This is a genomic window from Bradyrhizobium aeschynomenes (genome assembly GCF_013178945.1).
GTDB lineage: Bacteria > Pseudomonadota > Alphaproteobacteria > Rhizobiales > Xanthobacteraceae > Bradyrhizobium > Bradyrhizobium aeschynomenes.
Map to the genome: position 1 here is coordinate 725881 of NZ_JABFDM010000003.1, position 25145 is coordinate 751025.

23 protein-coding genes are annotated in these 25145 nt (G+C 65.9%); 12 read left to right on the forward strand and 11 right to left on the reverse strand.

All coding sequences use genetic code 11. From position 1 onward, the window contains the following. Positions 1-26 precede the first annotated feature (26 nt). A complete protein-coding gene (locus HL666_RS12395) occupies positions 27-1652 on the forward strand; it encodes a GMC family oxidoreductase (protein ID WP_172181662.1) in 1626 nt (541 codons plus the stop codon). Positions 1653-1667: 15 nt separating this feature from the next. Beyond that, positions 1668-2645 carry a hydroxymethylbilane synthase gene (gene hemC / locus HL666_RS12400; RefSeq protein WP_172181664.1) on the forward strand — a complete coding sequence of 326 codons (978 nt, stop codon included), beginning with the start codon at positions 1668-1670 and terminating at the stop codon, positions 2643-2645. A 4-nt stretch (positions 2646-2649) separates the two neighbouring features. Here the strand turns inward: hemC and hemE are convergent, their stop codons facing one another. Beyond that, positions 2650-3681, reverse strand: coding sequence for a uroporphyrinogen decarboxylase (gene hemE / locus HL666_RS12405; RefSeq protein WP_172181806.1), 1032 nt, complete (start codon positions 3679-3681; stop codon positions 2650-2652). Positions 3682-3880: 199 nt separating this feature from the next. Between hemE and HL666_RS12410 the strand changes: the two genes are divergently transcribed. Next, positions 3881-4123, forward strand: a complete 243-nt coding sequence (locus HL666_RS12410) for a hypothetical protein (RefSeq protein ID WP_172114094.1) — start codon at positions 3881-3883, stop codon at positions 4121-4123. Positions 4124-4293: 170 nt separating this feature from the next. Then, complete coding sequence (locus HL666_RS12415) at positions 4294-6204, forward strand: diguanylate cyclase (protein WP_172181666.1); 1911 nt, start codon at positions 4294-4296, stop codon at positions 6202-6204. A 13-nt stretch (positions 6205-6217) separates the two neighbouring features. Here HL666_RS12415 and HL666_RS12420 read toward each other — a convergent pair whose 3' ends face one another. Both HL666_RS12420 and trhO read right to left on the reverse strand, forming a co-directional pair. Further along, the gene (locus HL666_RS12420; protein ID WP_172114096.1) at positions 6218-6451 is read right to left on the reverse strand and encodes a SlyX family protein; all 234 of its coding nucleotides are present in this window, start codon (positions 6449-6451) and stop codon (positions 6218-6220) included. After that, entirely contained in the window at positions 6448-7215 is a 768-nt protein-coding gene (gene trhO / locus HL666_RS12425) for an oxygen-dependent tRNA uridine(34) hydroxylase TrhO (protein ID WP_172133540.1), read from the reverse strand. Before trhO ends, HL666_RS12420 begins: the two co-directional genes overlap by 4 nt. A gap of 132 nt (positions 7216-7347) precedes the next feature. Between trhO and ggt the strand changes: the two genes are divergently transcribed. Then, a complete protein-coding gene (gene ggt / locus HL666_RS12430) occupies positions 7348-8934 on the forward strand; it encodes a gamma-glutamyltransferase (RefSeq protein WP_172114098.1) in 1587 nt (528 codons plus the stop codon). An 898-nt stretch (positions 8935-9832) separates the two neighbouring features. Further along, entirely contained in the window at positions 9833-10240 is a 408-nt protein-coding gene (locus HL666_RS12435) for an FKBP-type peptidyl-prolyl cis-trans isomerase (RefSeq protein ID WP_376698592.1), read from the forward strand. Between the two features lie 482 nt (positions 10241-10722). Here the strand turns inward: HL666_RS12435 and HL666_RS12440 are convergent, their stop codons facing one another. Next, positions 10723-10938 (reverse strand): CsbD family protein, encoded by a 216-nt coding sequence (locus tag HL666_RS12440; protein WP_172114099.1) that lies wholly within the window; start codon positions 10936-10938, stop codon positions 10723-10725. A gap of 147 nt (positions 10939-11085) precedes the next feature. On the opposite strand from HL666_RS12440, the gene HL666_RS12445 reads away from it, so the two are divergent. Then, complete coding sequence (locus tag HL666_RS12445; protein ID WP_172114100.1) at positions 11086-11604, forward strand: cupin domain-containing protein; 519 nt, start codon at positions 11086-11088, stop codon at positions 11602-11604. A gap of 119 nt (positions 11605-11723) precedes the next feature. Here HL666_RS12445 and zigA read toward each other — a convergent pair whose 3' ends face one another. From zigA to HL666_RS12470, 5 genes are all read right to left on the reverse strand, one after another. Next, positions 11724-12929 (reverse strand): zinc metallochaperone GTPase ZigA, encoded by a 1206-nt coding sequence (zigA, locus tag HL666_RS12450; protein WP_172133542.1) that lies wholly within the window; start codon positions 12927-12929, stop codon positions 11724-11726. Between the two features lie 585 nt (positions 12930-13514). Continuing rightward, positions 13515-14741, reverse strand: coding sequence for a pilus assembly protein TadG-related protein (locus tag HL666_RS12455; protein WP_172181668.1), 1227 nt, complete (start codon positions 14739-14741; stop codon positions 13515-13517). 294 nt (positions 14742-15035) lie between these two features. Continuing rightward, on the reverse strand, positions 15036-16478 hold the full coding sequence (locus tag HL666_RS12460; protein ID WP_172181670.1) for an MATE family efflux transporter: 1443 nt from the start codon (positions 16476-16478) through the stop codon (positions 15036-15038). 248 nt (positions 16479-16726) lie between these two features. After that, complete coding sequence (locus HL666_RS12465) at positions 16727-17875, reverse strand: hypothetical protein (RefSeq protein ID WP_172181672.1); 1149 nt, start codon at positions 17873-17875, stop codon at positions 16727-16729. Continuing rightward, positions 17872-18573, reverse strand: a complete 702-nt coding sequence (locus HL666_RS12470) for a FecR family protein (protein WP_172181674.1) — start codon at positions 18571-18573, stop codon at positions 17872-17874. Before HL666_RS12470 ends, HL666_RS12465 begins: the two co-directional genes overlap by 4 nt. Positions 18574-18705: 132 nt before the next feature. Here HL666_RS12470 and HL666_RS12475 point away from each other — a divergent pair, with 132 nt between their 5' ends. After that, on the forward strand, positions 18706-20040 hold the full coding sequence (locus HL666_RS12475; protein WP_172181676.1) for a phospholipid carrier-dependent glycosyltransferase: 1335 nt from the start codon (positions 18706-18708) through the stop codon (positions 20038-20040). A gap of 66 nt (positions 20041-20106) precedes the next feature. Here the strand turns inward: HL666_RS12475 and HL666_RS12480 are convergent, their stop codons facing one another. Further along, entirely contained in the window at positions 20107-20757 is a 651-nt protein-coding gene (locus HL666_RS12480) for an OmpA family protein (RefSeq protein ID WP_172114108.1), read from the reverse strand. A 360-nt stretch (positions 20758-21117) separates the two neighbouring features. Between HL666_RS12480 and HL666_RS12485 the strand changes: the two genes are divergently transcribed. From HL666_RS12485 to HL666_RS12500, 4 genes are all read left to right on the forward strand, one after another. Beyond that, the gene (locus HL666_RS12485; protein WP_172181678.1) at positions 21118-21348 is read left to right on the forward strand and encodes a hypothetical protein; all 231 of its coding nucleotides are present in this window, start codon (positions 21118-21120) and stop codon (positions 21346-21348) included. Positions 21349-21421: 73 nt separating this feature from the next. Further along, the gene (locus HL666_RS12490) at positions 21422-22594 is read left to right on the forward strand and encodes a winged helix-turn-helix domain-containing protein (RefSeq protein ID WP_172181680.1); all 1173 of its coding nucleotides are present in this window, start codon (positions 21422-21424) and stop codon (positions 22592-22594) included. Between the two features lie 126 nt (positions 22595-22720). Continuing rightward, on the forward strand, positions 22721-23278 hold the full coding sequence (locus tag HL666_RS12495) for a TetR/AcrR family transcriptional regulator (RefSeq protein ID WP_172114111.1): 558 nt from the start codon (positions 22721-22723) through the stop codon (positions 23276-23278). A gap of 49 nt (positions 23279-23327) precedes the next feature. Beyond that, positions 23328-24290, forward strand: a complete 963-nt coding sequence (locus tag HL666_RS12500; protein ID WP_172181682.1) for an alpha/beta fold hydrolase — start codon at positions 23328-23330, stop codon at positions 24288-24290. A gap of 183 nt (positions 24291-24473) precedes the next feature. On the opposite strand, the gene HL666_RS12505 is transcribed toward HL666_RS12500, so the two are convergent. Beyond that, positions 24474-24911, reverse strand: a complete 438-nt coding sequence (locus HL666_RS12505) for a ribosomal maturation YjgA family protein (protein ID WP_172181684.1) — start codon at positions 24909-24911, stop codon at positions 24474-24476. Positions 24912-25145 lie beyond the last annotated feature (234 nt).

Sequence of the window (25145 nt, forward strand, 5' to 3'; positions counted from 1 at the left end):
GAATAAAAGAACCGGGTGGGGAAGCGATGGAAGGCAGCGTGGCGTTGCGTGAGGCGGACCTGGAGTTCGACTATGTCGTGGTCGGGGCCGGCTCGGCCGGCTGCGTTCTCGCCAACCGGCTCAGTGGCGATGGCAGGCACAAGGTGCTTCTGCTGGAAGCGGGTCCGAAGGACACCAACATCTGGATTCATGTCCCGCTCGGCTACGGCAAGCTGTTCAAGGAAAAGACCGTCAACTGGATGTACCAGACCGAGCCGGAGCCTGGGCTCGACGGCCGATCGGTGTTCCAGCCGCGGGGCAAGGTGCTCGGCGGCTCCAGCTCGATCAACGGCCTGCTCTATGTCCGCGGCCAGCACGAGGACTACGACCGCTGGCGGCAGCGCGGCAATGTCGGCTGGGGCTATGATGACGTGCTGCCCTATTTCAAGCGCGCCGAAAATCAATCGCGTGGTCGCGATGATTATCACGGCGTCGGCGGCCCGTTGCCGGTTTCGGATTGGCGACACGAGGATCCCTTGTCGGAGGCCTTCGTGAAGGCGGCGGTCGAAACCGGTCTACCGTTCAATGCCGACTTCAACGGCGCGACCCAGGAGGGCGCGGGCTTCTTCCAGACCACGACAAGGCGCGGCCGCCGCGCCAGCAGCGCCGTCTCCTATCTCCGGCCGGCGCTCGGCCGCAGCAATCTCCACGTGGAGACGGACGCGTTGGCCCAGCGCATCCTGTTTGAAGGACGGAGAGCATGCGGTGTGACGTTCAGCCAGCGCGGCCGGCTGCGGACAGCACGCGCTCGCAAAGAGATCCTCGTGTCGAGCGGCGCCTATAATTCGCCGCAGCTGCTGCAACTGTCCGGTGTCGGCGCCGGTGACCTGCTGAAGCAGCATGGCATCGACGTCGTGCTCGATGCGCCCGGCGTGGGGAGCGATCTGCAGGACCATCTTCAGGTGCGCATCGTGATGCGCTGCAGCCAGCGCATCACGCTCAACGACATCGTCAATCATCCCGTGCGCAAGGTACTGGCCGGTGCGCGCTATGCGGCCTTCCGCAAGGGGCCGCTGACGATCGCAGCCGGTACCGCCGGCGCCTTCTTCAAGACCGATCCGCGGCTCGCGAGTCCGGACATCCAGATCCACTTCATCCCGTTCTCGACCGACAAGATGGGCGAGAAGCTGCACACCTTCTCCGGCTTCACCGCCTCGGTCTGCCAGCTCCGGCCGGAAAGCCGGGGATCGCTGCGGATCAGGAGCGCCGACCCGGCGGTGCCGCCGGAAATCCGCATCAATTATCTCGCCAGCGAGACCGATCGCCGCGCCAATGTCGACGGGCTCCGGATCCTGCGGAAAATTCTGGCGGCTCCCGCCCTGAAGCCGTATGTCTCGGATGAAGCCTATCCGGGGTCCAAGATCGTGAGCGACGACGACATCCTGGCCTATTGTCGGCAGACCGGCAGCACGATCTATCATCCGACCTCGACCTGCCGGATGGGAACGGACGCGCTGGCCGTGGTCGATCAGCGCCTGCGCGTGCGCGGCATCGACGGCCTGCGCGTCGTCGATGCCTCGATCATGCCGGACCTGGTTTCGGGCAACACCAATGCGCCGGTCATCATGATCGCGGAGAAGGCCTCCGACATGATCTTGCAGGACGCGCGCTGACGCAGGAATGAGTTCGTGACACGTTTCCGGATCGGCACCCGCAAGAGTACGATGGCCCTGGCGCAGACGGAGGAGATCGCGCGCCGGCTGCAGGCAGCCATTCCGTCGCTCGACATCGAGATCGTCAAATTCGAGACGACCGGCGACTCGGACCAGACCAGCAAGCTCTTGACCCACGGCGGCAAGGGTGGCGCATTCGTGGCCGAGATCCGCCGGGCCATGCTGGACGGCAGGCTGAACGCGGCGATGCACTCTCTGAAGGACATGCCCGGCAACGAGGAGACGCCGGGTCTCGTGATTGCGGCGTTGCTGTCGCGCGATCCGCCGGGTGACGTGCTGGTGTTGCGCAAAGGGCTTTCGCTGGAGGACTTCCGCAAGGATGGCGGCCGGGGCTGCAAGATTGGCACCAATGCGGTGCGCCGGGCGGCCTATGCGCGGCGGCTGTTTCCACATGCCGAGCTGATCCATTTCCGCGGCGCCGCTGACACCCGCATCCGCAAGCTCGACAATGGCGAGCTGCAGCGGCTGCCGGATGGCGGTGCGGTGGGACCGGCGGATGCGCTGATCATGGCGCGCTCCGGGCTTGAGCGGGTCGGCCTTGCCGACCGCGCCTCCTACGAATTTCCGGTCGCCGACATGCTGCCGGCCGCCGGGCAGGGCATCGTCGCGGTCGAATGCCCCGCGGCCGACTTCGAGACACGCCGCATCCTGGCGACCATTGACGATGCGGCGGCGCGGGCTTGCGCGGATGCCGAGCGCGAGGTGCTGTGGGTGCTGAACGGCCACTGCAACTCGCCGATCGCCGGCTTTTCGACCATCGAGGCCGGCCAGATGACCTTGACCGCCTCGGTGCTCGACGAGGACGGCGGCCGCTTCATCGAGGCGCAGCGGACCGGCCCCGCTGATCGTCCGCGCGAGCTCGGCCGTGCGGTCGGGCTCGAACTGCTCGGCAATGGCGCGGCTGAGCTGATCGAGCGCAGCCGGCCGCGTTAGTCGGTCACGCCTTGTAGGCGCGCACGCGCTTGAGCATCTGCTCGACATGGGCGATCGGGGTTTCCGGCGTGATGCCGTGGCCGAGATTGAAGATGTGGCGGCCGCCTGAATAGCTCGTCAGCACGTCGTCGACCGCCTGGTCGAGCGCGGCGCCGCCGGTGATCAGCGCCAGCGGATCGAGGTTGCCCTGCACGGCGACCTTGCTCTGCACCCGCTCGCGCACCTGCCCGGGCTCCGCCGTCCAGTCGATGCTGACCGCATCGATGCCGGTCTCGGTGACATAGCCAGGCAGCAGCGCGCCGGCGCCGCGCGGAAAGCCGATGATCTTTGCATCGGGCCGCACCTTGCGCACGCCCGCGACGATGCGGCGGGTCGGTGCGACCGACCAGCGGGCGAACTCGCGGGGGGACAGCACACCGGCCCAGGTGTCGAAGATCTGCAGCGCGTCGGCGCCGGCCTCGAGCTGCTTCAAGAGATAGGCGATCGAGCTGTCCACCAGCGCGTCGATGATTTTCTGGAAGGCATCGGGATGACGATAGGCGAGCAGCCGCGCCGGCGCCTGGTCGGGCGTGCCATGGCCGGCGACCATGTAGGTCGCGACCGTCCACGGTGCGCCGCAGAAACCGATCAGCGCGGTGCTCTGCGGCAGCTCCGCACGAACGCGGCGCAAGGCCTCGAACACCGCATCCAGCTTGGAAAGGTCGGCCTGCGCGGACAGCGTCGCAATCTTCTCCGGCGTATCGAGCGGATCGAGCCGCGGCCCCTCGCCGACCTCGAAGCGGACGCTGCGGCCGAGAGCGTGCGGAATTACCAGAATGTCGGAGAAGATGATCGCCGCATCGAAGCCGAAGCGTCGGATCGGCTGTAGCGTGACCTCCGCCGCGAGCTCCGGGTTGAAGCAGAGGTCGAGGAAGCCGCCCGCCTTGGCACGGACCTCGCGATATTCCGGCAGATAGCGGCCGGCCTGCCGCATCATCCAGATCGGAGGTACGCTTTTGCGCTGACCGGCCAGCACGTCGATGAAAGGCTTGTTCACGGCAGTCTCACTCACGCTCGGGGCTCCGCAACCTCGGGGGAACGGCTTACCGTCCGTGATACATGGCCGGGCGGTTCCGGCCAAGCTTATATCGGTCCGCCGGCGCCGGGGTGCGGCGGCCACTGCGGCAGCTGGATGCCTTGTTGATCGGGGAACACGCGTTTCGCGGCCGCGTTGTCGTCTCACAGGGAGATCGATCATGGCCGAGAAATTCAATCCCGCTCCGCACGACAAGCACGCCGTCGATCCGCGCGAGGCCGTTCGCCTCGACAGCGAAGCCAAGACGCAGCTCGACAAGGGACTGATGGACACGTTCCCAGCGTCAGATCCGATCAGCGTGCAGCAGCCGTCGACGACACGCATGAAGGACGACGATGCCAATGGGCGCGAACACCAGGAACCTTCATTGTGGGACAAGGTGCGCTCGGTGTTCGCGCGCTGAACTAACAAGCGCGACGGCGCCGAACTGCGCGTGTTGGATGCGAGAATTCCGTAATTGTACGGTGATTGCCGTAGTCTTACGGTGCGCCTCAATCGGCTTCGGATGGGGCGCATTTCAGAGTTAAATAAGATGTCCATGGGACTCTCCCGCCGTCCGGAGAGTCCCGCGGAATGGACGTTGTTGCGACCAAAGTCGATCGAAGCCGCTTGCCAGTGTGGGCGGCCGGCGTCCTCACGCTCGTTTGCGGCGCCATCCTCGCCTTCAGTGGCTGGAGCGAATGGGCCTCGCGAAATGCGGAGATGCACAATGCGGAGATTGATCTCGGCAACCTTGCGCGCTCGCTGACCCAGCATGTCGAGGACACCGTCGAGCTTGCGGATTCGCTGCTGCGCGGCGTCGTCACTGCGCTCGAGACCGATGACGGCAAGCCGGGCGCGATCACTCGGCTGCAGACGATCCTGAAGTCGAGAAAACCGGGCCTCGGCCGCATCCGCGGCATCTTCGCCTACGGCGAAAATGGCGACTGGCTCGCCACGACAGAGGACGTCACGCTCACCAACTACAACAATTCGGATCGCGACTACTTCGTCCATCACCGCACGTCGGCCGACCGCTCCCTGCTGATCGGTCGCCCGGTGCAGAGCAAGTCCGGCGGGCAATGGGTCATCACCCTGTCGCGGCGTTGGAACCACGCCGACGGCCGGTTCGGCGGTGTCGTGCTGGCGACCATCGACGTGGCCTATTTCGCTCAGTACTACCGACAGTTCGACGTCGGGCCGCACGGCACGATCAGTCTGATGAGCCGCGATGGAGCCGTGCTCGCGGACAACGCCGAGCCGGACCCGAAAAGTCTCGGTCGACCGGTCGACGAGGCGATCCCCTATCATCCCGCATCCGGCGTCTTGTCCTTCCGTCGCTCGGGCGAGATTTCCGGGCGCATCGGCTTCTATCAGCACGCGCAGCGTTACCCCTTCCTTGTTCTTGCCACGCGCTTGGAAGCGGAAGTCCTGACCTCGTGGAGACGCGGGGCTTTCGTCCGTCTCGCGGTGCTGGTCTCCCTGGTCGCGCTCGTGATCGCGATCGGTATTTTCCTGGTGAAGCAGCTGTTGCAGCGCCAGCAACTCGCTTCGGCGCTGGCCGCCAAGGAGGAGAACTTCCGGCTGCTTGCCGAAGGCTCCAGCGACATCGTGACGCGCATCGAGCTCGACGAGTGCATCGGCTACGTCTCGCCCTCCACCTCGCGCGTTCTCGGCTGGCATCCGTCGCAGCTCCTGGGCAAGCGCGCAATCTCGGGGGTCAACCCGCTCGATCGTCCGCAACTCCAGGAGATTCTCGATCAGCTCCGGAAGGGCGTTGCCGACGAGGCGCGCGCGACCTACCGGATGCGTCGGCGTGACAAATCGGAGATTTGGGTCGAGGCCACCATCCGCGCCACCCGCCGTCCTGATGGCGAGCTTGACGGCTTCGTCGCGGTGACCCGCGACGTGACGCAGCAGAAGACGCTGCAAGGCCGGCTGGAGACGCTCGCGATCGAGGACGGCCTCACCGGGCTCGCCAACCGTCGCCGCTTCGACGAGCGGCTGTTGGAGGAATGGGGCAGGGCCTACCGCGAAAGGACTTCGCTGGCGTTGTTGATGATCGATATCGATCACTTCAAGGCCTACAACGACACCTATGGCCATCCAGCGGGGGACGAATGCCTGCACACCGTCGCCGGCATCCTGGCCGACGAGGCGCAGCGCAGCTCGGACCTCGTGGCCCGCTATGGCGGCGAGGAGTTCGCCATCCTGCTGCCGAACACCGATGCCGTCGGATGCGCCCGACTCGGCGAGCGCATCCGGCGCGCGCTGCACGCCGCCGGCCTCGTCCACGAGCACAACGTCGCGGGCATCGTGACGGCCAGCCTCGGCGGCGCGGTCTGCCGGCCGGGTTTCGAGCGCTCCGCCGGCCCGGCCTCGCTGATCGAAGCCGCCGACCGCGCGCTCTATGCTGCCAAAGACGGCGGCCGGGACCGCTTGGTCATGGCCGGCGAGGTCGTCGATCTGCCGTCGAGCAGAGCCCCGGCGACCGTCCCGGCCTGAGCTTCCGTTGCCGTCAGTAGTGCGGCGGCGGCTCATGGCGCGGCCCCTCGGCGGTGCTCTGGGCCTCGGCCAGGCGCTCCACCAGCAATGCGATCTGCCGCTTGAGCGCATCGATCTCGCGCCATTGCGCCGTGATGGTCTGGTTCAGCGTCTCGATCGTGTCGTCCTGGAAGGTCAGGCGCATCTCCAGCGCATCGATCCGCTCGCTGAGCTCCTGGCTCGACTGCGGCTGCTCAGAGTGGCTCATGGCACGCGCCCTCCGGGTGTATCGGGGGCAGCGTGGCCGAGCTCGCGCAGGCCGTGACCGAGCGCCACCCGCTCGTCGAACACGAAGCAGCCGCCACGCCAGCGGCTTTCGGCCTCCGGAACCTCCTCGAGATATTTGAGGATGCCGCCCTTGAGATGGTAGACCTCGGAAAAGCCGCGGGCCAGCAGCAGCGCGCTCGCCTTCTCGCAGCGGATGCCGCCGGTGCAGAACATCGCCACCCGCCTGTGCCTCGCCGGATCGAGCGAACCCGCCACGAAATCCTTGAACTGCCCGAAGCTGTGCAGGCCGGGATCGACCGCGCCTTCGAACGTCCCCATCGCCACCTCGAACGCGTTCCTGGTGTCGAGCACGACCATGCCGGGTGCGGCGATCAGCGCGTTCCAATCCGCGGGACTGACATAGGTGCCGACCTGGCGGGTCGGATCGGCGGCGGGATCGCCGAGCGTCACGATCTCCCGCTTCAGCCGGACCTTCAGGCGCTGGAACGGCATGGAAGCGGCGCGCGAATATTTCAGCTCGAGGTGATCGAGGCGGCCAGCGAACAGCGTTCCCTGGCAAAGCTCGTCGACCAGCGCGGCGATCGCCTCGGCCGACCCGGCGACTGTCCCGTTGATGCCCTCCTCGGCCAAGAGGATGCTGCCCTTGATGCCGCGCGCGGCGCAGAAGGTCTGGAGCGGCGGTCGCAGATCGCGGACATCCGGCAGGGCGACGAACTGATAGAAAGCGGCGACGGTCAGAGGCATGCGGCCGTTTACCAGCAGACCTGACCATAGAAAAGCTGGTATCCCCGGCCATTGCCGAGGCTGGAAAGAATGTGCCATGTAGCTGGCCGGGACTGGCATTACGGCCACCACGAGATCACGCAGCGAGCAACGATGAGAAGCTTCCACTTTCCCGGCAGGTCCACGGTCCACGCCCAGAACGGCATGATCGCCACCTCGCACCCGCAGGCCGCGCTGGCTGGGATCGAGGTGCTGCGCGCCGGCGGTACGGCTGCGGACGCGGCGGTGGCGGCCTGCGCCCTGCTCGGGGTGATCGAACCGCAATCGACCGGCATCGGCGGCGACTGCTTCGCGCTGGTGCAGCCCAAGGGCGAGGGCCGGATCATGGCCTATAACGGCTCCGGCCGGGCGCCCGCCGCGGCCACCGTCGACTGGTACCTCGAGCGCAAGATCCACTCGGTGCCGCTGACCTCCGCCCATGCGGTGTCCGTGCCCGGCGCGATCGACGCCTGGGATCGCATCCTGCGCGACCATGGCCGGCTTGGCCTCGACCGTCTGCTGCAGCCGGCGATCCGCGCCGCCGAGGACGGCTATGTGGTGGCGCCGCGCGTCGCCTTCGACTGGAACAACCAGTTCGAGAAGCTCAAGAACGGCACCAACACCGCGCGCCACTTCCTGCCGGGCGGCAAGGCGGCGGTGGCCGGCGACGTGATCCGCCAGCCGGAGCTGGCGCAGACCCTGCGCGTCATCGCCAAGGACGGACCGAAGGGCTTCTACACCGGGGCCGTCGCCGAGGACATGGTGCAGACCCTGCGCGGCATCGGCGGTCTTCATACGCTGGAGGATTTCGCCAACCACCAGACCGAGGTGACCGCCCCGATCGGCACCACCTACAAGGACCACGACGTCTGGCAGTGCCCGCCAAACGGTCCGGGCATCACCATGCTGGTCATGCTCAACATCCTCGCGCGCTTCGACCTCACGCGCATCGCGCCGCTCAGCATCGAGCGCTTCCATCTCGAGGCCGAGGCCGCGCGCATCGCCTACATGATGCGCGAGCAGCATATCGGCGATCCCGCGCACATGACCACCGAGGTTGCCAGCATCCTCGCCAAGGAATTCGCCGACGAGTACATCTCGCAGATCAGCCTCGACAAGCTGCTCGACCTGCCCAACGTCGCGCCGCCGATGAATCCCGAGACGGTCTACATCACGGTCGTCGACCGCGACCGCAACGTCTGCTCCTTCATCAACTCGATCGCGCATTCGTTCGGCTCCGCGATCGTCTCGAACGAGACCGGCGTGCTCCTGCAGAATCGCGCCGGCGGCTTCCGCATTCAGCCGGGTCATCCGAACTGCATCGGTCCGGGCAAGCGGCCGCTGCACACCATCATCCCGGCGCTGGCCACCAAGGCCGGTCGCGCCCAGATGTCGTTCGGCGTCATGGGCGGCCAGTATCAGCCCGTAGGCCAGACCCACGTGCTCACCAACATTCTCGACTATGGCTGCGACGTGCAGGAGGCCATCGATATGGCGCGCGGCCTGCACTACGAGGGCGTCTATCAGCTCGAGGACGGCGTCCCGGCCGAGGTCGTCGAGGGGCTGCAGAAGATCGGTCACAAGACTACCAAGGTGGTCTCGCCGCTCGGCGGCGGCCAGGGCATCTGGATCGACTGGGACAAGGGCACGCTCACCGGCGGCTCCGATCCGCGCAAGGACGGCTGCGCGCTGGGGTATTGAGGCGGACGCGTTCTCGCGAACTATCTCACCATCACCGCGCTTGGGCCCTGCCGTGTCCACACATTCCGCTGTCGTCCCGGCCTTGAGCCGGGACCCATACCCCCAAGGGAGTTGTTTGAGGCGCGTTTGTCATTGGCTTTTGTGCCCATCACCTCTGCTGCGGCGTATGGGTCCCGGATCGGCGCCATGCCGCGCTGTGCGCGTCATGGCTGTCCGGGACGACAGTTGTGAGTGGGCGCATTCACGGTTCAAACAGCTGCGAGAAGGATCGGGGACGTGTCATCGCGTTCTCGCAGCGCAACGCGCCCGAGCTCTGCTATCAGTTCGTCCCTCGCAAACATGCAGAGGGCGCAGGGAATGCCGGGTGAAGGCCTCACCCATGGCCCGCCTGCGGAAAAAAATGCAGGCGGCAGGTACCACAGGCAAAGCCGTTTCAACCGGCATTCCCTGCGCGACGGTCTTCACGCTTATACGCAGTCTCCCTGGTGCGCCGGGCTTGTTGGCCACCATCACCACGCGGCACGTCAGCGCCATCGCGGCTTGATACCAGCGTCGGGGTATCAGGACGCTGCGACTTCACGTCCGCAGCAAAGCCGTTCGTCGGCGCGCCCGAAGACACGCTGCGGCTTCATCGCGGCCATCGCATCCCCGCCTCGCGTGTCGTGACGATCGCGCGCAACGCCCCTCCGCAGTGAGGCGGGATGCCGGCAATCAATCATGAATTCCGATAAAGCGCAAGAGATTTATTTATTTCGGAAGTCGATGCCGGGCTGGTCACTTGCGCCGCCATGCGCTAAACCGCGGCTCCCGTGAACGAGCAGAGGCAGTCTGGAGCATGCAGCGTCCGATGAATCGAAGAGTTGCGCTGATGGCGGCGGCATCGGCCGCGGCCGGTGCCATGCTGGGCTTCCATCCGGTCTCGGCACAGACCAGTTCCGCCAAACCCACAGGAAAGACCATGACCACTCCCTCCGGATTGCAGATCATCGACACCAAGGAAGGCACCGGCGCGACGCCGTCGCGCGGTCAGACCTGCGTGATGCACTACACCGGCTGGCTCTACGAGAATGGCCAGAAGGGCAAGAAATTCGACTCCTCGGTCGACCGCAACGAACCGTTCGAATTCCCGATCGGCATGAAGCGCGTGATCGCCGGCTGGGACGAGGGGGTTGCCACCATGAAGGTCGGCGGCAAGCGCACGCTGATCATTCCGCCGGAGCTCGGCTATGGTGCTCGCGGCGCCGGCGGCGTCATCCCGCCGAACGCGACGCTGATGTTCGATGTGGAGTTGTTGGGCGTGAAGTAGGACGCCTGATCGCCAACTTCACACGTAGCACTGCGCATGGATGCGGTGCTGATGACTGCGCCCTCTCCCCTTGTGGGAGAGGGCATGTAGGACAGAGCAGCGTACTCGGTTGGGTGAGGGGTTTCTCTCCACGAGCGCATCCGGTTGAGAGAGACCCCTCACCCTTTCGTGGACGTGGATGAGCCGTACATGCCCTCTCCCACAAGGGGAGAGGGCGCTATATCAGGCAGCGCTAGGCTGTCGATCTTGCTGTCGCGTAGGGTGGGCAAGGCAGCACGCGTTCCCACCGCCGATCTGCGGGTGTGGTCAGAATGGCGGGTACGGCGCGTGAGCTTCGATGGAAGCAGCTCGGCGCCTTTGCCCACCCTACGGATCACAACTAACAAACAGGCAAAGCCGGCCCCGTCAGGAGCCGGCTTTGTGATCTCGATGTCGACGATCAGCAGCGCCGCGTCAGCGGCGCGCTGTCGCGCTTACCTCGATCAGAGGTTCTTGTTCGCCGCGCCGGCCGCAGTGTTCACGGCGTCCTTGGTGGCCTGCTTGGCATCGCCCAGCGCCTGCTGGCCCTTGCCCTTCACTTCCTGAACGGCGCCTTCGCCCTCCAGGCGGTCGTTGCCGGTGGCTTCGCCGATGCCCTGCTTGGCCTTGCCGACGGCTTCGTTGGTCGCGCCTTTGATCTTGTCCATGGTCGAACCCATAGTTCCTCTCCGTTGTTCGTGTGAACTGTGCGGGACCAACGCGGGCAGTACGAAAAGGTTCGCGGGGAACCGGAATGGCGCCGCTGCGGCATTTCGACTAGGATGCGTCGGTTCCTATCGACCATCACGAATTCGAGAAGAAGAAAAATGTCAGGTTCTCACGACCACGCGCACGGCCATTCCCACGATCACGACGACGAGCGCTGGAAGCACGACGGCGTGCGCGTCATTCCCGGCAATCAGCTCGACGGCAACGTGCCGTCGACTCCGGGCATGGACCGCAAGGCTGCGATCAACTTCGCGCGTGTCGGCGCGCAGAAGCTGTGGGCCGGGACGGTGACGATCAGGCCCGATGCCAAGACCGGCGCGCATCATCATGGCCATCTCGAGAGCGTGATCTACGTCGTGAAGGGCAAGGCGCGGATGCGCTGGGGTGAGCAGTTGCAATTCACCGCCGAAGCCGGACCGGGCGACTTCATCTTCGTGCCGCCCTATGTGCCGCATCAGGAAATCAATGCCAGCCCCGACGAGGTGCTCGAATGTGTGCTGGTGCGCAGCGACGGCGAGGCGGTCGCCATCAATATCGACATCGAGCCGGTCGAGAAGCCGGAGACGGTGCTGTGGATCGATCCGGTGCATCGCGACCCCGGTGAGACCCGATCCTAATGCCGGCGAAGATTGGCGGAGCCATCTCGCGATGGCTCCGCCGGGCAGGGAGCGGCTGTACCGCCTCTCCACACGCGAAGCAGGGGCGACTGTCGCGCGTGTGTCTCCTTGGTCGCCCGTCAGGCGGCCTCGTTGGCGCGGCGCCACACCGGAAACGGATCGGACAGCCGGGCCCAGGCGGCGACATCCATCGCCGGCTTGCCGGGCAACAGGCAGGCGTCGAGCCGTGCGCTCAATCCAGCCTCGTCCATGTTGCTGCCGATGAACACGATCTCCTGGCGGCGGTCGCCGTAAATATCGTCCCAGCGCTGCAGCATGCGGGCCTGCCAGTCCGGATTCTCGGGCCATAATTTCTGCGGCACCGAGGCCCACCAGAAGCCGAGCGCGCTGGTGCGCACGATGGCGCCCGCCTGGCTGATCTCGCCCAGCCATTGCGGCCGCGTCGCCAGCCAGAAATGACCCTTGGCGCGGATCACGCCCGGCCACGGCTCGCGCAGGAACTGATCGAAGCGGGCGGGAATGAACGGACGGCGGGCGCGATAGACGAAGCTCGTCACGCCATAGGTTTCGGTCTCGGGCGCGTGATCGGCAAAGCCGTAGAGCTCATTGTACCAGAGCGGATGCTGCTGGGCGCGTTCGAAGTCGAAACGCCCGGTTGCCAGCACGCGCTCCAACGGCACGACGCCGTGGCTGGCCTCGATCACGTCGGCATCCGGATTGAGCGACCGGATGATCTTGTGCGCGGTGTCGCGCTGGTCTGCGCTGGCATCATCGATCTTGTTCAGCACGATCACGTCGGCGAACTCGATCTGCTCGACCAGCAGATCGACCAGCGCGCGCTGGTCGCCGTCCAGCGCCTCGCCGCGCTGCGCCAGGAAATCGGACGACCCGTAGTCCTTCAGCAGGTTCACCGCGTCGACGACGGTGACCATCGTGTCGAGCCGTGCGACGTCCGACAGGCTCATGCCGTCCTCGTCGCGGAAGTCGAAGGTCGCGGCCACCGGCAGCGGCTCGGAGATGCCGGTGGACTCGATCACGAGATAATCGAAGCGGCCGCTCTCGGCGAGCGTGCGGACTTCCTTCAGCAGGTCGTCGCGCAGGGTGCAGCAGATGCAGCCATTGGTCATCTCCACCAGCTGCTCATCCGTCCGCGAAAGATTGGCGCCGCCATCGCGAACGAGATCCGCATCGATGTTCACCTCACTCATGTCGTTCACGATCACCGCCACCTTCAGAGCCTGGCGGTTGTTCAGGATGTGGTTGAGCAAAGTGGTCTTCCCAGCCCCGAGGAAGCCGGACAAGACCGTGACGGGGAGTTTGCGCATCGAGATCGAACAGCCTCTTCAGGGGGAGCGGTCGGTGCCGGCGGGCAGGCATGCGGCCTCTTTTGTGATGTTATAACATAACAATCATCCAGAACAACTCGTGCTGTCAAGGGGAGGCCGGTGACGAAGGTGTGAGCGGGTGGTTGGCCGGCGCCATCGCGCTCGGCGGCGCCGAGCCGGGGGAGGTGGATGCGATGACGGAAGCGTCGGCCGACCATGGCCCGGCCGACGGGGGGCTTCACGAACGATCAGCGAGAGACGACGCGCCTTCGCCTCGAGCGACGCTGCGCCCCCTCTCCCCGTTCTTCACGGGGAGAGGGTCGGGGTGAGGGGCAGCCGCACGAGCGGTCTCAATTCCATGGACGTGGAGCTGAAGCAGATCGCATCAAAGATGAAATCACGCGACGAACAGGTCTGATGGACTCATGAGATCTGCCGTGCATCATGGAAGGGTTGCCCGTGGGGCTGCCCCTCACCCCAGCCCTCTCCCCGTGAAGAACGGGGAGAGGGAGTGCACCGTCTGCGTGGCATCGCTTGGAGATCATGTCTCAAAGCAGCAAGCGGGAGCATGACTCCCGGCAGCAACTACTTCGACAGATAGGCCGTTCCCGCCGGGCCGTTGGCAACCGACATCGATAGTGCACCCGGGGCGATGGACCAGTTGGTGGCGTTCAGGATCAGGGTGTTGAACACCATGGTGACGCTGTTGCTGCTGACGTTGGAGACCGAGTTGATGGTGACGTTGCGGCTCGGCAGATACATCAGGCCGGTGTAGGAGGAGCCGCTGGTGCCGTTGATCGGCAGGTTGGTCGGCGACAGGCCGTTCGGCTCGTACATCAGGATGTTGGCATAGGTGCCGGTGGTCGGCGCCGACAGCGTCGCGCTGACGTTACCGTTGAAGGTGAGCGTGGCATTCTGATCGACGAGATAGAACGTCACGCCGTTGCCGGTGACGGTCCAGCCCGAGTTGAAGGTCATCGTGCCCTTGATGACGTACAGGCCCGGGTTGAGCGTCAGCGTGCCGGAGCCGTTGAAATTGGTCGAGCCGCAATAGACGCCCGGATTGAGCGTGACCGAGCCGGGATCGTACACCTTGTTGTTGGTGGTGCACGATCCGACCGTCACCGCTGGCAGCGTGCCGGCGAACGGATCGGAGATCGCCGCGCAATTGGTTTCGGCCGGCGGGGTGACGCCGCCGTTCTTGATGATGGTCGAGCCCTTGATGCAGATGCGCTTGGCGTTCAAGGTCGCGTTGAAGATGGCGGCCGGGCTCTGCGTCGACAGCACGTGCACCTCGCAGGTCGGCGCCTTGAGCTGAGCGCCGGAATTGACCAGCAGCGATTGCGAGTTGAGCGTGCTGACGAGCAGGATGCACACCGGCGTCTTGCTCTGCGCGCCTGCCTTGGCGGTCGCCGAGGCCGTGACCCCGAGCGACGAGGTGCCCATCACGTTCAGGAACGACGTCTTCACCGTGGCCGTCGCGGTGCCGGTGAGCGTGCCATCATTGTTCGAGGTGAAGGCGGCCGAGGCGGACGAGCCGAAGCGCCCGCCGAAATCGCCCTTGAACACCGCGGTCGCCGTCGAAATCTGCTGTGCGCTGGGCTGGATCACGCCGGCCAACACGGCCGCATCCACCGCCTTCTGCAGCTGGGTCTTGGTGTCGCTCGACTTGGAGAAGTCGACGGCGGCGCCGATCGAGATCACGATCGGAATGATGGCGATGGCGAAGATCATGCTGATCTGGCCGTCCCGGGCGCGCCAGAACCGGCGGCACCGGGCATGGAGACTCTCGGATGAAATCGATGCGGTCATCTACGACGTTTCCCCTGCTGGCTGCTCAGGGCTCGCCGCCGCCACATCGGAGCCCCCTCAGTCCACGACATGGGCCGGAGACATTACCGCGAGCTGAATCCGGTTCCCGAAACGGAACCTGTGTGCGGGGCGCGGGAACTCAGGGTTATCAGTCCATTGGAGCGATCGTCGACAGAAGGGTGATGTTACCTCTCGGGGGTGGTGATTGCACAGAACACCTGCTCTGGAGGGTGGTCTCCAAGTCTCGCTTGTTAGTTGTGAAACGGTGACGCTCGCTTGTTCGTCGACGTGCGGTTAGCGCCGGGCCGAGAGCCAGATCCGGTCCGACGGGAGGACCAGGCTGCAGACCAGCGCGTAGGCGACCAGCGATACCGCGACCGTTGCGGCGAGCGAGGCCATGCCGCCGCCCAGCGTCACGACGGCGATGGCGCCGCCGCCGGCGGCGATCAGGATGCGCAAAACGGAGCCGACGAAAGGCCACAGCACGTGCCCGGCGCCCTGGCCGGCAAAGGACAGCACGAAGCCGAAGCCGAGCGCGGCATAGGCCGGCGCCACGGTGCGCAGATAGATCGCGCCGTCCCGCAGCACGTCGGGGTCATGGCTGAACAGCGTCAGCCAGAGCGGCGGATGCAGCGCCACGACCAGCCCGATGGTGCCCACCAGCACCGCGCCGGTCAGCGCGCTGACCCAGGCGATGCGGCGGGCGCGTCCGCCCTGGCCGGCGCCGACATTGATGCCGACCATGGTCAAGGCCGCCGTGCACAGACCGAACAGGATCGGGATCATGATGTAGTCGAGCCGCGAGGCGATGCCGTAGGCGGCGAGCTCCGAAGTGCCGAAGCGGCCGGCCAGCGCGGTCACCAGGATCACGGTGAGGTTGACGAGCACGGCGTTGAGCGCGGTGGGCAGGCCGACCCCGAGGATGTCGGCGAACAGCCGGAGCTGCAGCGGCGCGACGCGGACATGCAGGCTGGAGCGGCCGCTCGCCATATAACGCAGCAGCACCAGCATGGCGCCGCAATAATACAGTCCGAAGGCGATGCCGGCGCCTGCGATGCCGAGGCCCGGCAGCGGACCGAGGCCGAAGATCAGGATCGGCGACGCGGGGATCATGACCAGCGCGCCGACCAGCGTGACCAGCGCGGGCACCCGCACATTGCCGGCGCCGCGCAGTGCCGCCGCTTGCAGATTGACGATCCACACGGCGATCGCGCCCGCGAACAGATAATTCGAATAGCGCAGCGCCGCCTCCAGCGCGCCGGCGCGGCCGCCGAGCGCGTGATACAGCGCCGGACCGAACAGCGCGGTCGTGACTGTGAACAGGCCGCCGACGATCACCGCGAGCACGATGGCGTGGAAGGCGATGGCATCGGCATCGGCGTTGCGGCCGGCGCCGACGGCGCGCGCGACCGCCGAGGAGACGCCGCTGCCGATGCCGCCATTCGACATCATCGTCATCAGCATGAAGATCGGGAACACCATCGCCACGCCGGCGAGCGCGTCGGTGCCGAGGAAGCCCACATAGTACGCCTCGGCGACGTTGACCGCGGTCTGCGCCACCAGCACGGTCATGGTGGGAAGCGCGAGCCGGATGAGCGTGGGCAGCACCGGGCCGGTCAGCAAGGCCGCGCGCGCGGCCGCAGCTTTCGTCCGCTGGGCGTCCGGAGGCGGCGGGCAGGGCGTCGCTTCGGACGCAGCGGATTGTGCGGCCGTGCGCGGCTCCGTCGATACGTCCATTTTGCCTCCGCGCGCGCCGGCCGGCGGCGTTGCATTTGAATGATGATCGTCATCCAATAGGACCGCGGCCATTGGCGGGTCAAGCAGGCCCGGGCGCAGACCGGTCATGATTTCTTGAACGGGGACGGCAGCCGAGTGGCGGGGCGTCTAGATCATGATGCGTTTCGGCGGAAACGCATCATGATCTTATCTCTTTGTTTGAGCATGATCTTCTCGGAAAACCGGTCTTCACTTTTCCGGATCATGCTCTAGTAATGGATGCGCAGGCCGATGCCGCCATGGATGGTGTTGCCGACCGGCTGCGGGCCGAGCGTGCCGTTGACGAACAGATCGGCGATCCAGCCCTTCTGGAGACGGAAGCCGAGCCGGCCGCCATACTCGAACCAGCCCTGGTTGCCCATGGTCGGCGTCACCGTGCCGTTGCCGGTCACGGTAGCGACGAGGCCGGATCTGCTCGCGAACGACTGCACATAGCCGCCATTGACGTTGGCTTCGATGCTGGAGCCGAACAGATGCGTCCACTGGCCGCCGATCTTGACCAGGCTGGTGCGGTCGGTGCCGCCGGCGATCGAGGCGTCGAACGGGTTGAAGGCGGCAGCCGGATCGCGATAGCCGGCCACGCGCTGCCACAGCTGCCACAGCTCGACGGAGGCGGCGACCTCGTCGCGCGGCGACATCCGGCTGATCCAGCCGGCGCGGCCATAGACCGCGTAGTTCGAAGCCGTGGTGGTGCCGTCCACGGTGACGTTGCCGAGGCTGGTCGCGTAGCTGCGGCCGTAGCGCACCTTCTCATAGGGCGTCAGGATCGTGCCTATGTCGAAGAACGGCCGCGACGAGCCCCAATCGGCGAAGTCGTAGCGCAGCGCGAACGCGCCGATCGGCGCCGAGGTCACGTGATAGCCGTTCTCGTTGTAGTGCGTGTAGGCGAGGCCGGCGAGCAGCGCGAGATTGCCGGTGAGCTGCTTGCGGCCGTGGATGCCGGCCGAGAACGAGCCGGCCGAGCCGAACGCGCTGATGCAGTCGTTGCAGTTGACCTGCTCGTTGACGCCGAGCAGCACCAGGCCGAGCACGCGGTTGGTGATCATCTGGTTGAAGCGCTGGTCGGCGAGGCCGGTGATCGAGTTTGCGCTGCTTCCCGCGCCGGTCGGCGCGGGCGTCGGTGTCGGGGTGATCGAGGGCGTCGGGGTCGGCGTCGGAGTTGCGGTCGGCGTGGGCGTTGCGCTGGGTGACGAGGTCGGTGACGGCGTCGGGGTCGGACACAGCGCTGCGGCGACATTCTCCACGCCGCAGCTGCTCTGCGCCGTGGCCGGTGCCGCCTGCACCGCGAGCGCAAGCAGCCCGCCTGCGATGGTGGCCGTCAATGCAGCGAGCTGATTGCGGCGCGCGTGCATCGTCATCGCCCGCACAGGATGCCGGTGAAGTCCTGCGGCGGCGCGCTGCTGGCGAGATCGGTGACCGTGCAAAGGCCCGAGGTCGATGTGCAGGTCGCCGCGAAGCTCCAGGACGGATTTGAGGTCTTCCTGATCGCGCTGCGGCCCTGGCCGGTCGAGGTGATGATCGCGGTATCGCCGGGCTGGGTCAGCTCGAGGCATTGAAAGGTGAGCGTGCAGACCCGCGAAGCGCCTTCCTGCAGCACCACCATGGTCTCGCCGCGCCTGGAGCGGATGTCGAGGATGGTGCCGCGGACGCCGATGGTCGCGAGCGGCGTGTTGATCTTGTAGGCCGTCTTCTCGGAATGGCCGGTGACGAAGCGGAACGCGCCGGTGCCGAGCCGGATCGCGATGTCGCGATAGCTGGTCTCGTCGTTGAACACGGTGCGATCGAGCGTCAGGCTCGCATTGGCCCCGAGCGAAAGATTGGTGCTGTCGATCATGACGAGACGCGCGGCGCTGTCGGTGCCGGTGCGCACCGTCTCGTTGCGCACCACGCCGTCGCCGACATTGATCGGGCTGGTCGACGCGCCGGCGATGCGGAGCACGTCCTTCTGCACCAGCACGGCTTCGCCGATGCGATTGTCGGCGCGGGCCGGTCCCGCGACGCCCAAGAGGGCGGCGGCCGACAGCGCAGCAACGCATGTTCGGCGACGCAGATTCATATCCACACCGAAGATTGTTCCCCGTCCAATCTAGCCGAGGACCCTGCGCGAGGTTGTTGTAAAATGGACACAAGTTTGCCTCGATGCGTCGACGATGTTTAGTTGCGCTCACCCTGAGGTCAGTTCAATCGCATGCCCATGAAGTCAGCTGCGGCTCGCCGTGACGAGGATGAAGACGACGGCGACGTCGCGCAGGACGGCGCCTTGCCGGCGCGCCGCTGTGCGCTCACGGCGTTCATCATCTTCGTGATCACGCACGTCATCTTGATGATCGGCCTCGCCTCGCCGCCCAAATTCGTGTTCGACGAGGTGCACTACGTGCCCGCTGCGCGGCAGATGCTCGGGCTGGCGCCGGCATCGCCGCAGCTCAACCCGATGCATCCGCCGCTCGCCAAGGAGCTCATTGCGCTGTCGATCAGGACGTTCGGCGACAATGCGTTCGCGTGGCGCTATCCCGGTACCGTGCTGGGCGGCCTCGCCGTCGCCGCGATCTATCTGTGCGGCCTTGCGCTGTTTGCGGCGCAGTCGCCTGCGATCGCCGCCGCGCTGCTCGCCTTCTTCAACCAGATGCTGTTCGTGCAGGCGCGCATCGCGATGCTCGACATCGGCGCGCTCGCCTTCGGCCTGCTCGGGATCGCGGCGTTCCTGTTCGCGTTCAGGCTGCGGCGGCCGCAATTCGTCCTGGCGCTCGCGGGGGCGATGTTCGGTCTTGCGATCGCCTGCAAATGGAGCGGGCTGTTTCCGTTGCTGACGACGCTTCTCATCGTCGGCCTGATCAAGCTGCTGCAGCACTGGCAGACCTCGTTCGGCGATCCCCAGCCGACCGACTGGTACCAGCCGGAGCAATGGCCGCAACTGCGATGGGCGTCCATCGCGCTCTGCCTCGTCGCTGCTCCCACGCTCTGCTATCTCGCGACCTTCGTGCCGCTGCACGGCCTGTCCATCGGCGCGATCGCCGAAGCACAGCGGCGCATCTTCGCCGACAGCGTGACCACGGCGATTGCCGGCCATACCTATATGAGCGCTTGGCCGACCTGGCCTCTGCTGGTGCGTCCCGTCTGGTTCCTGTTCGACAAGGCGAGCGAGACCGACATTGCCGCGGTGGTGCTGCTCGGCAATCCGCTGGTGCTGTGGCCGGCGCTGCCGGCGCTCGCTGTCTGTGTCAGGGATTTCGTCGCACAGCGCAGCGCGACGGCGTTCCTGATCCTGACGTTCTATCTCGGCTGCTATCTGCCCTGGGCGCTGCTGCCGCGCGCGCTGAGCTTTCTCTACTACTATCTGCCGTCGGCAACGCTCGCGAGCCTCGCGCTCGTGCATGTGTTGATGCGGTGGCCGCGCCGGGTGATGTGGGCCTATGTCGCGATCGCGATGCTCGGCTTCGCCCTGATGCTGCCGATCAGCGCCGCCTTCATCGGCACGACGATGCGGACCTTCACCCGGCTGATGCTGTTCCAGAGCTGGATCTGACAGGGCAAAAAGCGCCCCACCTGCCGGGGACCGTCGGCAAGCGGGGCGATACGCGCGGCGGAGCGCTCACTTCGCCGCGGTCTTGGTGTCCATGTTGACGACCTGCACACGCCGGTTGAGCGGATCGGCCGGGTTGGCGGCGTCCTTCAGCTTGGTCTTGCCATAGCCGACGGTCACGAGGTCCTGACCGGTCAGGCCGAACTTCTCGACCAGATAACGCTTGATGGTGTCGGCGCGGCGCTCGGACAGATCCTGGTTGAAGCCATCGCCGCCGATGCCGTCGGTATGGCCGGCGACCACGAAGGTCGAGCCCTTCAGGTTGGGATCGGACAAGGCCTTGCCGAGTTCCTGCACCGCAGGCATCGAGGCCTTGCTGATCTCGGCCGAGTTGTAGTCGAACTGGATCTCGAGATCGATCTTCGGCTTGGTCGCCGCCAGCTCTGCGATCTGCTCGCGCTCGCCGAGCGACAGCGAGCGGGTCTTGCGGTTGCGCATGCTGTCGATGAAGGCGGATTGCTTGGCCTGCGTCGCCGCGTCGACCTGCGGGGCCGTCTGCGGTCCGACCGAGATGCCGCGGGTGGCGGATTTCGGCTTCAGCGCGTTCAGGATCTGATCGGCGGACACCGCCTCGCCGGCGAGCGCGGCGCCGGCGCTCATCGTCAGCATGGCGGTCAATGCCGCCGCTCGAACTGCAATACGTCCAAAATATGCGGTCATCGTCGTCATCCTCGGGTGGTCATGGCTCATAGCCATTGGATGCTTGGACGATAGAACGGGTTCAAAGCGTTCGAATGTGATCGATGTCACGCATGGCCGGTCTCGCGCTCCACTGCTGCGAGGTTGTCGCAAAGCCATCGGCGCGTGGCCGGTCTGCGAACAACAAATCGGCCAGATGCGGTTCTACCGGATATCTCTCGCCGGAAAAAAATCGCAAACCGTGGGAAGCGAGGCGGGCAACAAACGATTGAAGTCAAGAAACGCCAACGGAAAAGCATAGCCGTGTTCAACTCATCCCCCAGGCGCGATTACCAGTCCCATCGGGCCAGCAGCCAGGACTCGTCGGGATCGACGAGTTCCATGTCGACGCTGATCGGCGCCGGCATCATCGCTGCGGCGATCCTGCTGTCGACGCTGATCACCGCGGTCGGCAACCGCTATGTCGGGCTGGAAAGTCCCTCGGAGGACACGGCCTGGCTGGTCGACCGCCTCACCGGACGGATCTACAAATGCCGCGCGCCGGATCCGGGCCGCGCCAGCTGCAAGGCCGAGATCGCCACCGGCAGTATCCCGGAAAAGAGCAAGCCATAGGTTCCCGAACCGGATCTGTCAGGCATGATTGGCGTTGCGGGAGCACCGCCGAATCTCGCACGATCGCGCCGTCATGGCCGCCGTTCCTGCTCCCATTCCGTTGTCGAAGATCACCGCACGTCGTCTCTGGCTGCGCGCCCAGCGCCTCGACACCGAGGCGCCGTTCGGCGCCGGCCCGCAAGCCGTCGCGGCGGCGATCGCGCATCTCGGCTATGTGCAGATCGACACCATCAACGTGATCGAGCGCTGCCACCACCACATCCTGTTCAGCCGCATTCCGGCGTATCGGCGCGCCGATCTCAGGCAGGCGCAGAGCAGCGACAAGACCGTCTTCGAATATTGGACCCATGCGCTGTCCTACGTGCCGGTGCAGGACTTCCGCTTTTTCGTGCCGGCGATGCGGCGCTATCGCCGCGAAGGACATCGCTGGCTGCAGACCGTCAAGCCTGAGGATTCGCGCAAGGTGATGCGGCTGATCCGCCAGGGCGGCGCGCTGACCATCCGCGACATCGACGACGACGAACTGCGCGAGAAGGATCACGCCTGGGCCAGCCGCAAGCCGTCGAAACGGGCGCTGCAGCTCGGCTTCTACGAGGGCACGCTGACGGTCGCCGGCCGCGACGGCATGCTCAAGACCTACGATCTCACCACCCGCCATTTCGGCTGGGACCGGCTGCCGAAGGGCGCGACCGAGCGCGAGATCGCAGCCTATCTGCTCGACCGCGGCCTGCGATCCCAAGGTGTCGTCAGCCTGGACTCGCTGTGCCATCTCAATGCGCCGCGCAAGGCGGATGTGCGACGGGTCATCGACGCGCGGGTCCGCCGTGGCGAACTTGTGCCGGTCGCGCTGGAGGGCGCCGGCAGGCACGAGCATTGGGCGATGCCGGCCGCGCTGGAGGAGGCGATCGCGATCGACCCTGCGCGTGTGCACATCCTGTCACCGTTCGATCCGCTGATCATCCAGCGCAAGCGGACGCAGGCGATCTTCGACTACGACCATCGCTTCGAGGCCTATGTTCCGAAGGACAAGCGGCTGTTCGGCTACTTTGCGCTACCCGTTCTGGTCGGCGAGGAGATCGTCGCGGCGATCGATTTGAAGACCGACCGGCAGAACGGCAAGCTGCTGATGCAGAAATGGAGCTGGGTCGGCCAGGGCAAGGCGGCGCGCGGCGACCATCGCAAGGCGCTGAAGCGGACCATCGAGGACGAGCTGCACCGGTTCCAGCGGTTTCAGCTCGGCGATTGACCTTCCGCCAGACCGAGTGCTCATCCGGCTTGATTTGGAAACAAATGTTCCCTAAAAGGGGGCATGACGAAGCCGCAGACGAATTCATCCGAGCGCCGCGGGCCAGGCCGGCCGCGCGAGTTCGACATGGACACCGCCCTCGGCAGGGCGCTGGTGGTGTTCAGCGAGCGTGGCTACCACGGCGCATCGCTGGCGGAATTGCGGGCTGCGATGAAGCTTGCCACCGGCAGCCTGTACAAGGCCTTCGCGGACAAGAGCGCGATTTTCCTGGCGACGCTGGACTACTACATCGCGCGCCGCGACCGGCAGCTGCGCGAGCGGCTCGATGCGCAACAACGCGGCCGCGACAAGCTGGAGGCCTTGCTGGCATTCTATGCGGAGTCCGCCAGCGACAGCGAGGGTCGGCGCGGCTGCCTGGTCGTCACCAGCGCCACCGAGCTCGCCACCTTGGATGCGGAGGCCGCGGCCAAGGTCCGCAATTCGTTGCGCCGGGTCGAGACCCTGTTGCGCGACCTGATCAGGCTGGGCCAGGCCGACGGATCGATCCGGCCGGATCTCGATGCGGAGGTCGCGGCTGGGGCTCTGTTCTGCGTCATCCAGGGCTTGCGGGTGGTCGGCAAAACGGGACGCACCAAGGGCGAGATGATGACCATCGCAAAACAAGCTTCGGTCTTGTTCGCGTGATGTTGCGCGAAATTAGGAAACGTTTGTTCTATAATAACGAGGATGATCCATGTCGGAATTGATGAACGCCGTTTCTCCCCAAACTCCGTCGCGGCTGGTCCCGGCGGAGCCATTCGCGCGCGATGACGCCGCGCTGTCCGGCTTCATGCACCGGTTCGAGACCATCGACGGCCTCAGGCTGCACTCTGTCAGCGGAGGCCGGCCTGACGGCGAGGTCGTCGTGCTGCTTGCCGGCTTTCCGCAGAGCTGGTTCGCCTGGCGCAAGGTCATGCCGCTGCTGGACGCGCGTTATCGCGTCATCGCGATCGATTTCCCGGGGCAGGGCGACTCGGACCGGCCGGCGGATGGCTACGACACCCAGACGCTCGCCACATCAGTGCATCGTCTGCTGCAGCAGCTTGGCGTCACCAGCCATCATCTCGTCGGCCACGACATCGGCGCTTGGGTGGCCTATCCCTACGCGGCACTGTTCGGAGATGCCGTGCAAAGCCTGGCGCTGCTGGATGCCGGGATTCCCGGCGTGACCTTGCCCGAGGCTTTGCCCTACGCGCCGGACCGCGCGTGGCGCACCTGGCACTTCGCGTTCCACGTCGTCGCGGACCTTCCGGAGATGCTGATCCAGGGCCGCGAGCGCGACTATCTCGCCTGGTTCCTGCGCCGCAAGGGTGCCAATCCCGAAGCATTCTCCGAGAGCGATCTCGACGAATACGCGCGCGTGCTGACCAAGGCCGGCGGCCTGCGCGCGGGACTTGGCTATTATCGTGCGGCCGTAGTGTCGGCGGATCAGAACCGCGAGCTGAAAGCCAAAGGCAAACTGAAGCCGCCGGTGCTGGCGGTCGGTGCCGATCAGGGATCGATCGTCGACATGGCCGCGCCGCTCAGGGAGGTCGCCGAGCACGTCGATGGAATCACGATCGGCTCGTGCGGACACTACATCCCGGAGGAGCAGCCGGCCGTCCTGGCGGAGGAACTGATGGCTTTCTTCAGCCGCGCCGGTGCCAATTCGAACTGAGATCTCAGCCGGCATGGAGCCTCGCCCCAGGCAACCTAAGCCGTGCTGGGCGATCGCATTTGGACGGCAGTTTTGCGCTCGTCCATCTCCACGTCGTCATGGCCGGGCTTGTCCCGGCCATCCACGTCATCCGGCATATTGGGAACGACGTGGATGCCCGGGACAAGCCCGGGCATGACGGAGTTACAAATTGGCAGCATCTTTCGCCGTGCTGTTAGGCCGAGGAGACCGCATTGCGATCCGATCGATCGCCATGCCGATGAGGATGCCGATCGCATAGGCGACGATGTTCCACAGCGAAAAAATGCGACCGAGCAGCAGCGCGCCGGCCAGCGTCAGGCGGAAGCTGTCGAGCCAGGGCGTATGGATCAGCCGGCTCGCCTCGACGGTCACGGCGACGGCGAGCGCAAGCCCGCCGATCTGCCGCCATGATCTCAGCGGCAGCAGCGCGACCAGCAGCATGTACACCATCGTCGCCCAGAGGATGGAACCGCCGTATTTGACGATGAAGGCGGGAAGGCCGAGGCCCAGACCGTAGAAGCGCAAGGCGAGGCCGAGCGCGATCACGATCAACGCTGTCGCCAGGGCCAACGCACGGCGGTGCTCATTCAGTCCCGTCATGCTCGGCCACCCTCCACTGTCGTCCCGGACAAGCTGAGACGCGCGCCCGCGCGGCGCAGCGCCGATCCGGGATCCAGACGCCGCGGCCGATGTGAGTTGCGAAAAAGCCAATCACCAGCGTGCCTCAAACTGCACCCTGGGGGTATGGGTCCCGGCTTTCGCCGGGACGACAATGGGGCGTGTCGTGACGGCGATGCGTGTCGAGCCGGCGCGGCCGGGAGCATCAGGCCCTGA

Bases quoted from the DNA above. Each gene is read 5' to 3' on its own strand.
- HL666_RS12395 (WP_172181662.1), top strand. From the start codon at position 27: ATGGAAGGCAGCGTGGCGTTGCGTGAGGCGGACCTGGAGTTCGACTAT.
- HL666_RS12410 (WP_172114094.1), top strand. From the start codon at position 3,881: ATGGCCGAGAAATTCAATCCCGCTCCGCACGACAAGCACGCCGTCGAT.
- HL666_RS12415 (WP_172181666.1), top strand. From the start codon at position 4,294: ATGGACGTTGTTGCGACCAAAGTCGATCGAAGCCGCTTGCCAGTGTGG.
- HL666_RS12420 (WP_172114096.1), bottom strand. From the start codon at position 6,451: ATGAGCCACTCTGAGCAGCCGCAGTCGAGCCAGGAGCTCAGCGAGCGG.
- trhO (WP_172133540.1), bottom strand. From the start codon at position 7,215: ATGCCTCTGACCGTCGCCGCTTTCTATCAGTTCGTCGCCCTGCCGGAT.
- ggt (WP_172114098.1), top strand. From the start codon at position 7,348: ATGAGAAGCTTCCACTTTCCCGGCAGGTCCACGGTCCACGCCCAGAAC.
- HL666_RS12435 (WP_376698592.1), top strand. From the start codon at position 9,833: ATGCTGGGCTTCCATCCGGTCTCGGCACAGACCAGTTCCGCCAAACCC.
- HL666_RS12440 (WP_172114099.1), bottom strand. From the start codon at position 10,938: ATGGGTTCGACCATGGACAAGATCAAAGGCGCGACCAACGAAGCCGTC.
- HL666_RS12445 (WP_172114100.1), top strand. From the start codon at position 11,086: ATGTCAGGTTCTCACGACCACGCGCACGGCCATTCCCACGATCACGAC.
- zigA (WP_172133542.1), bottom strand. From the start codon at position 12,929: ATGCGCAAACTCCCCGTCACGGTCTTGTCCGGCTTCCTCGGGGCTGGG.
- HL666_RS12455 (WP_172181668.1), bottom strand. From the start codon at position 14,741: ATGACCGCATCGATTTCATCCGAGAGTCTCCATGCCCGGTGCCGCCGG.
- HL666_RS12460 (WP_172181670.1), bottom strand. From the start codon at position 16,478: ATGGACGTATCGACGGAGCCGCGCACGGCCGCACAATCCGCTGCGTCC.
- HL666_RS12465 (WP_172181672.1), bottom strand. From the start codon at position 17,875: ATGACGATGCACGCGCGCCGCAATCAGCTCGCTGCATTGACGGCCACC.
- HL666_RS12470 (WP_172181674.1), bottom strand. From the start codon at position 18,573: ATGAATCTGCGTCGCCGAACATGCGTTGCTGCGCTGTCGGCCGCCGCC.
- HL666_RS12475 (WP_172181676.1), top strand. From the start codon at position 18,706: ATGCCCATGAAGTCAGCTGCGGCTCGCCGTGACGAGGATGAAGACGAC.
- HL666_RS12480 (WP_172114108.1), bottom strand. From the start codon at position 20,757: ATGACCGCATATTTTGGACGTATTGCAGTTCGAGCGGCGGCATTGACC.
- HL666_RS12485 (WP_172181678.1), top strand. From the start codon at position 21,118: ATGTCGACGCTGATCGGCGCCGGCATCATCGCTGCGGCGATCCTGCTG.
- HL666_RS12490 (WP_172181680.1), top strand. From the start codon at position 21,422: ATGGCCGCCGTTCCTGCTCCCATTCCGTTGTCGAAGATCACCGCACGT.
- HL666_RS12495 (WP_172114111.1), top strand. From the start codon at position 22,721: ATGGACACCGCCCTCGGCAGGGCGCTGGTGGTGTTCAGCGAGCGTGGC.
- HL666_RS12500 (WP_172181682.1), top strand. From the start codon at position 23,328: ATGTCGGAATTGATGAACGCCGTTTCTCCCCAAACTCCGTCGCGGCTG.
- HL666_RS12505 (WP_172181684.1), bottom strand. From the start codon at position 24,911: ATGACGGGACTGAATGAGCACCGCCGTGCGTTGGCCCTGGCGACAGCG.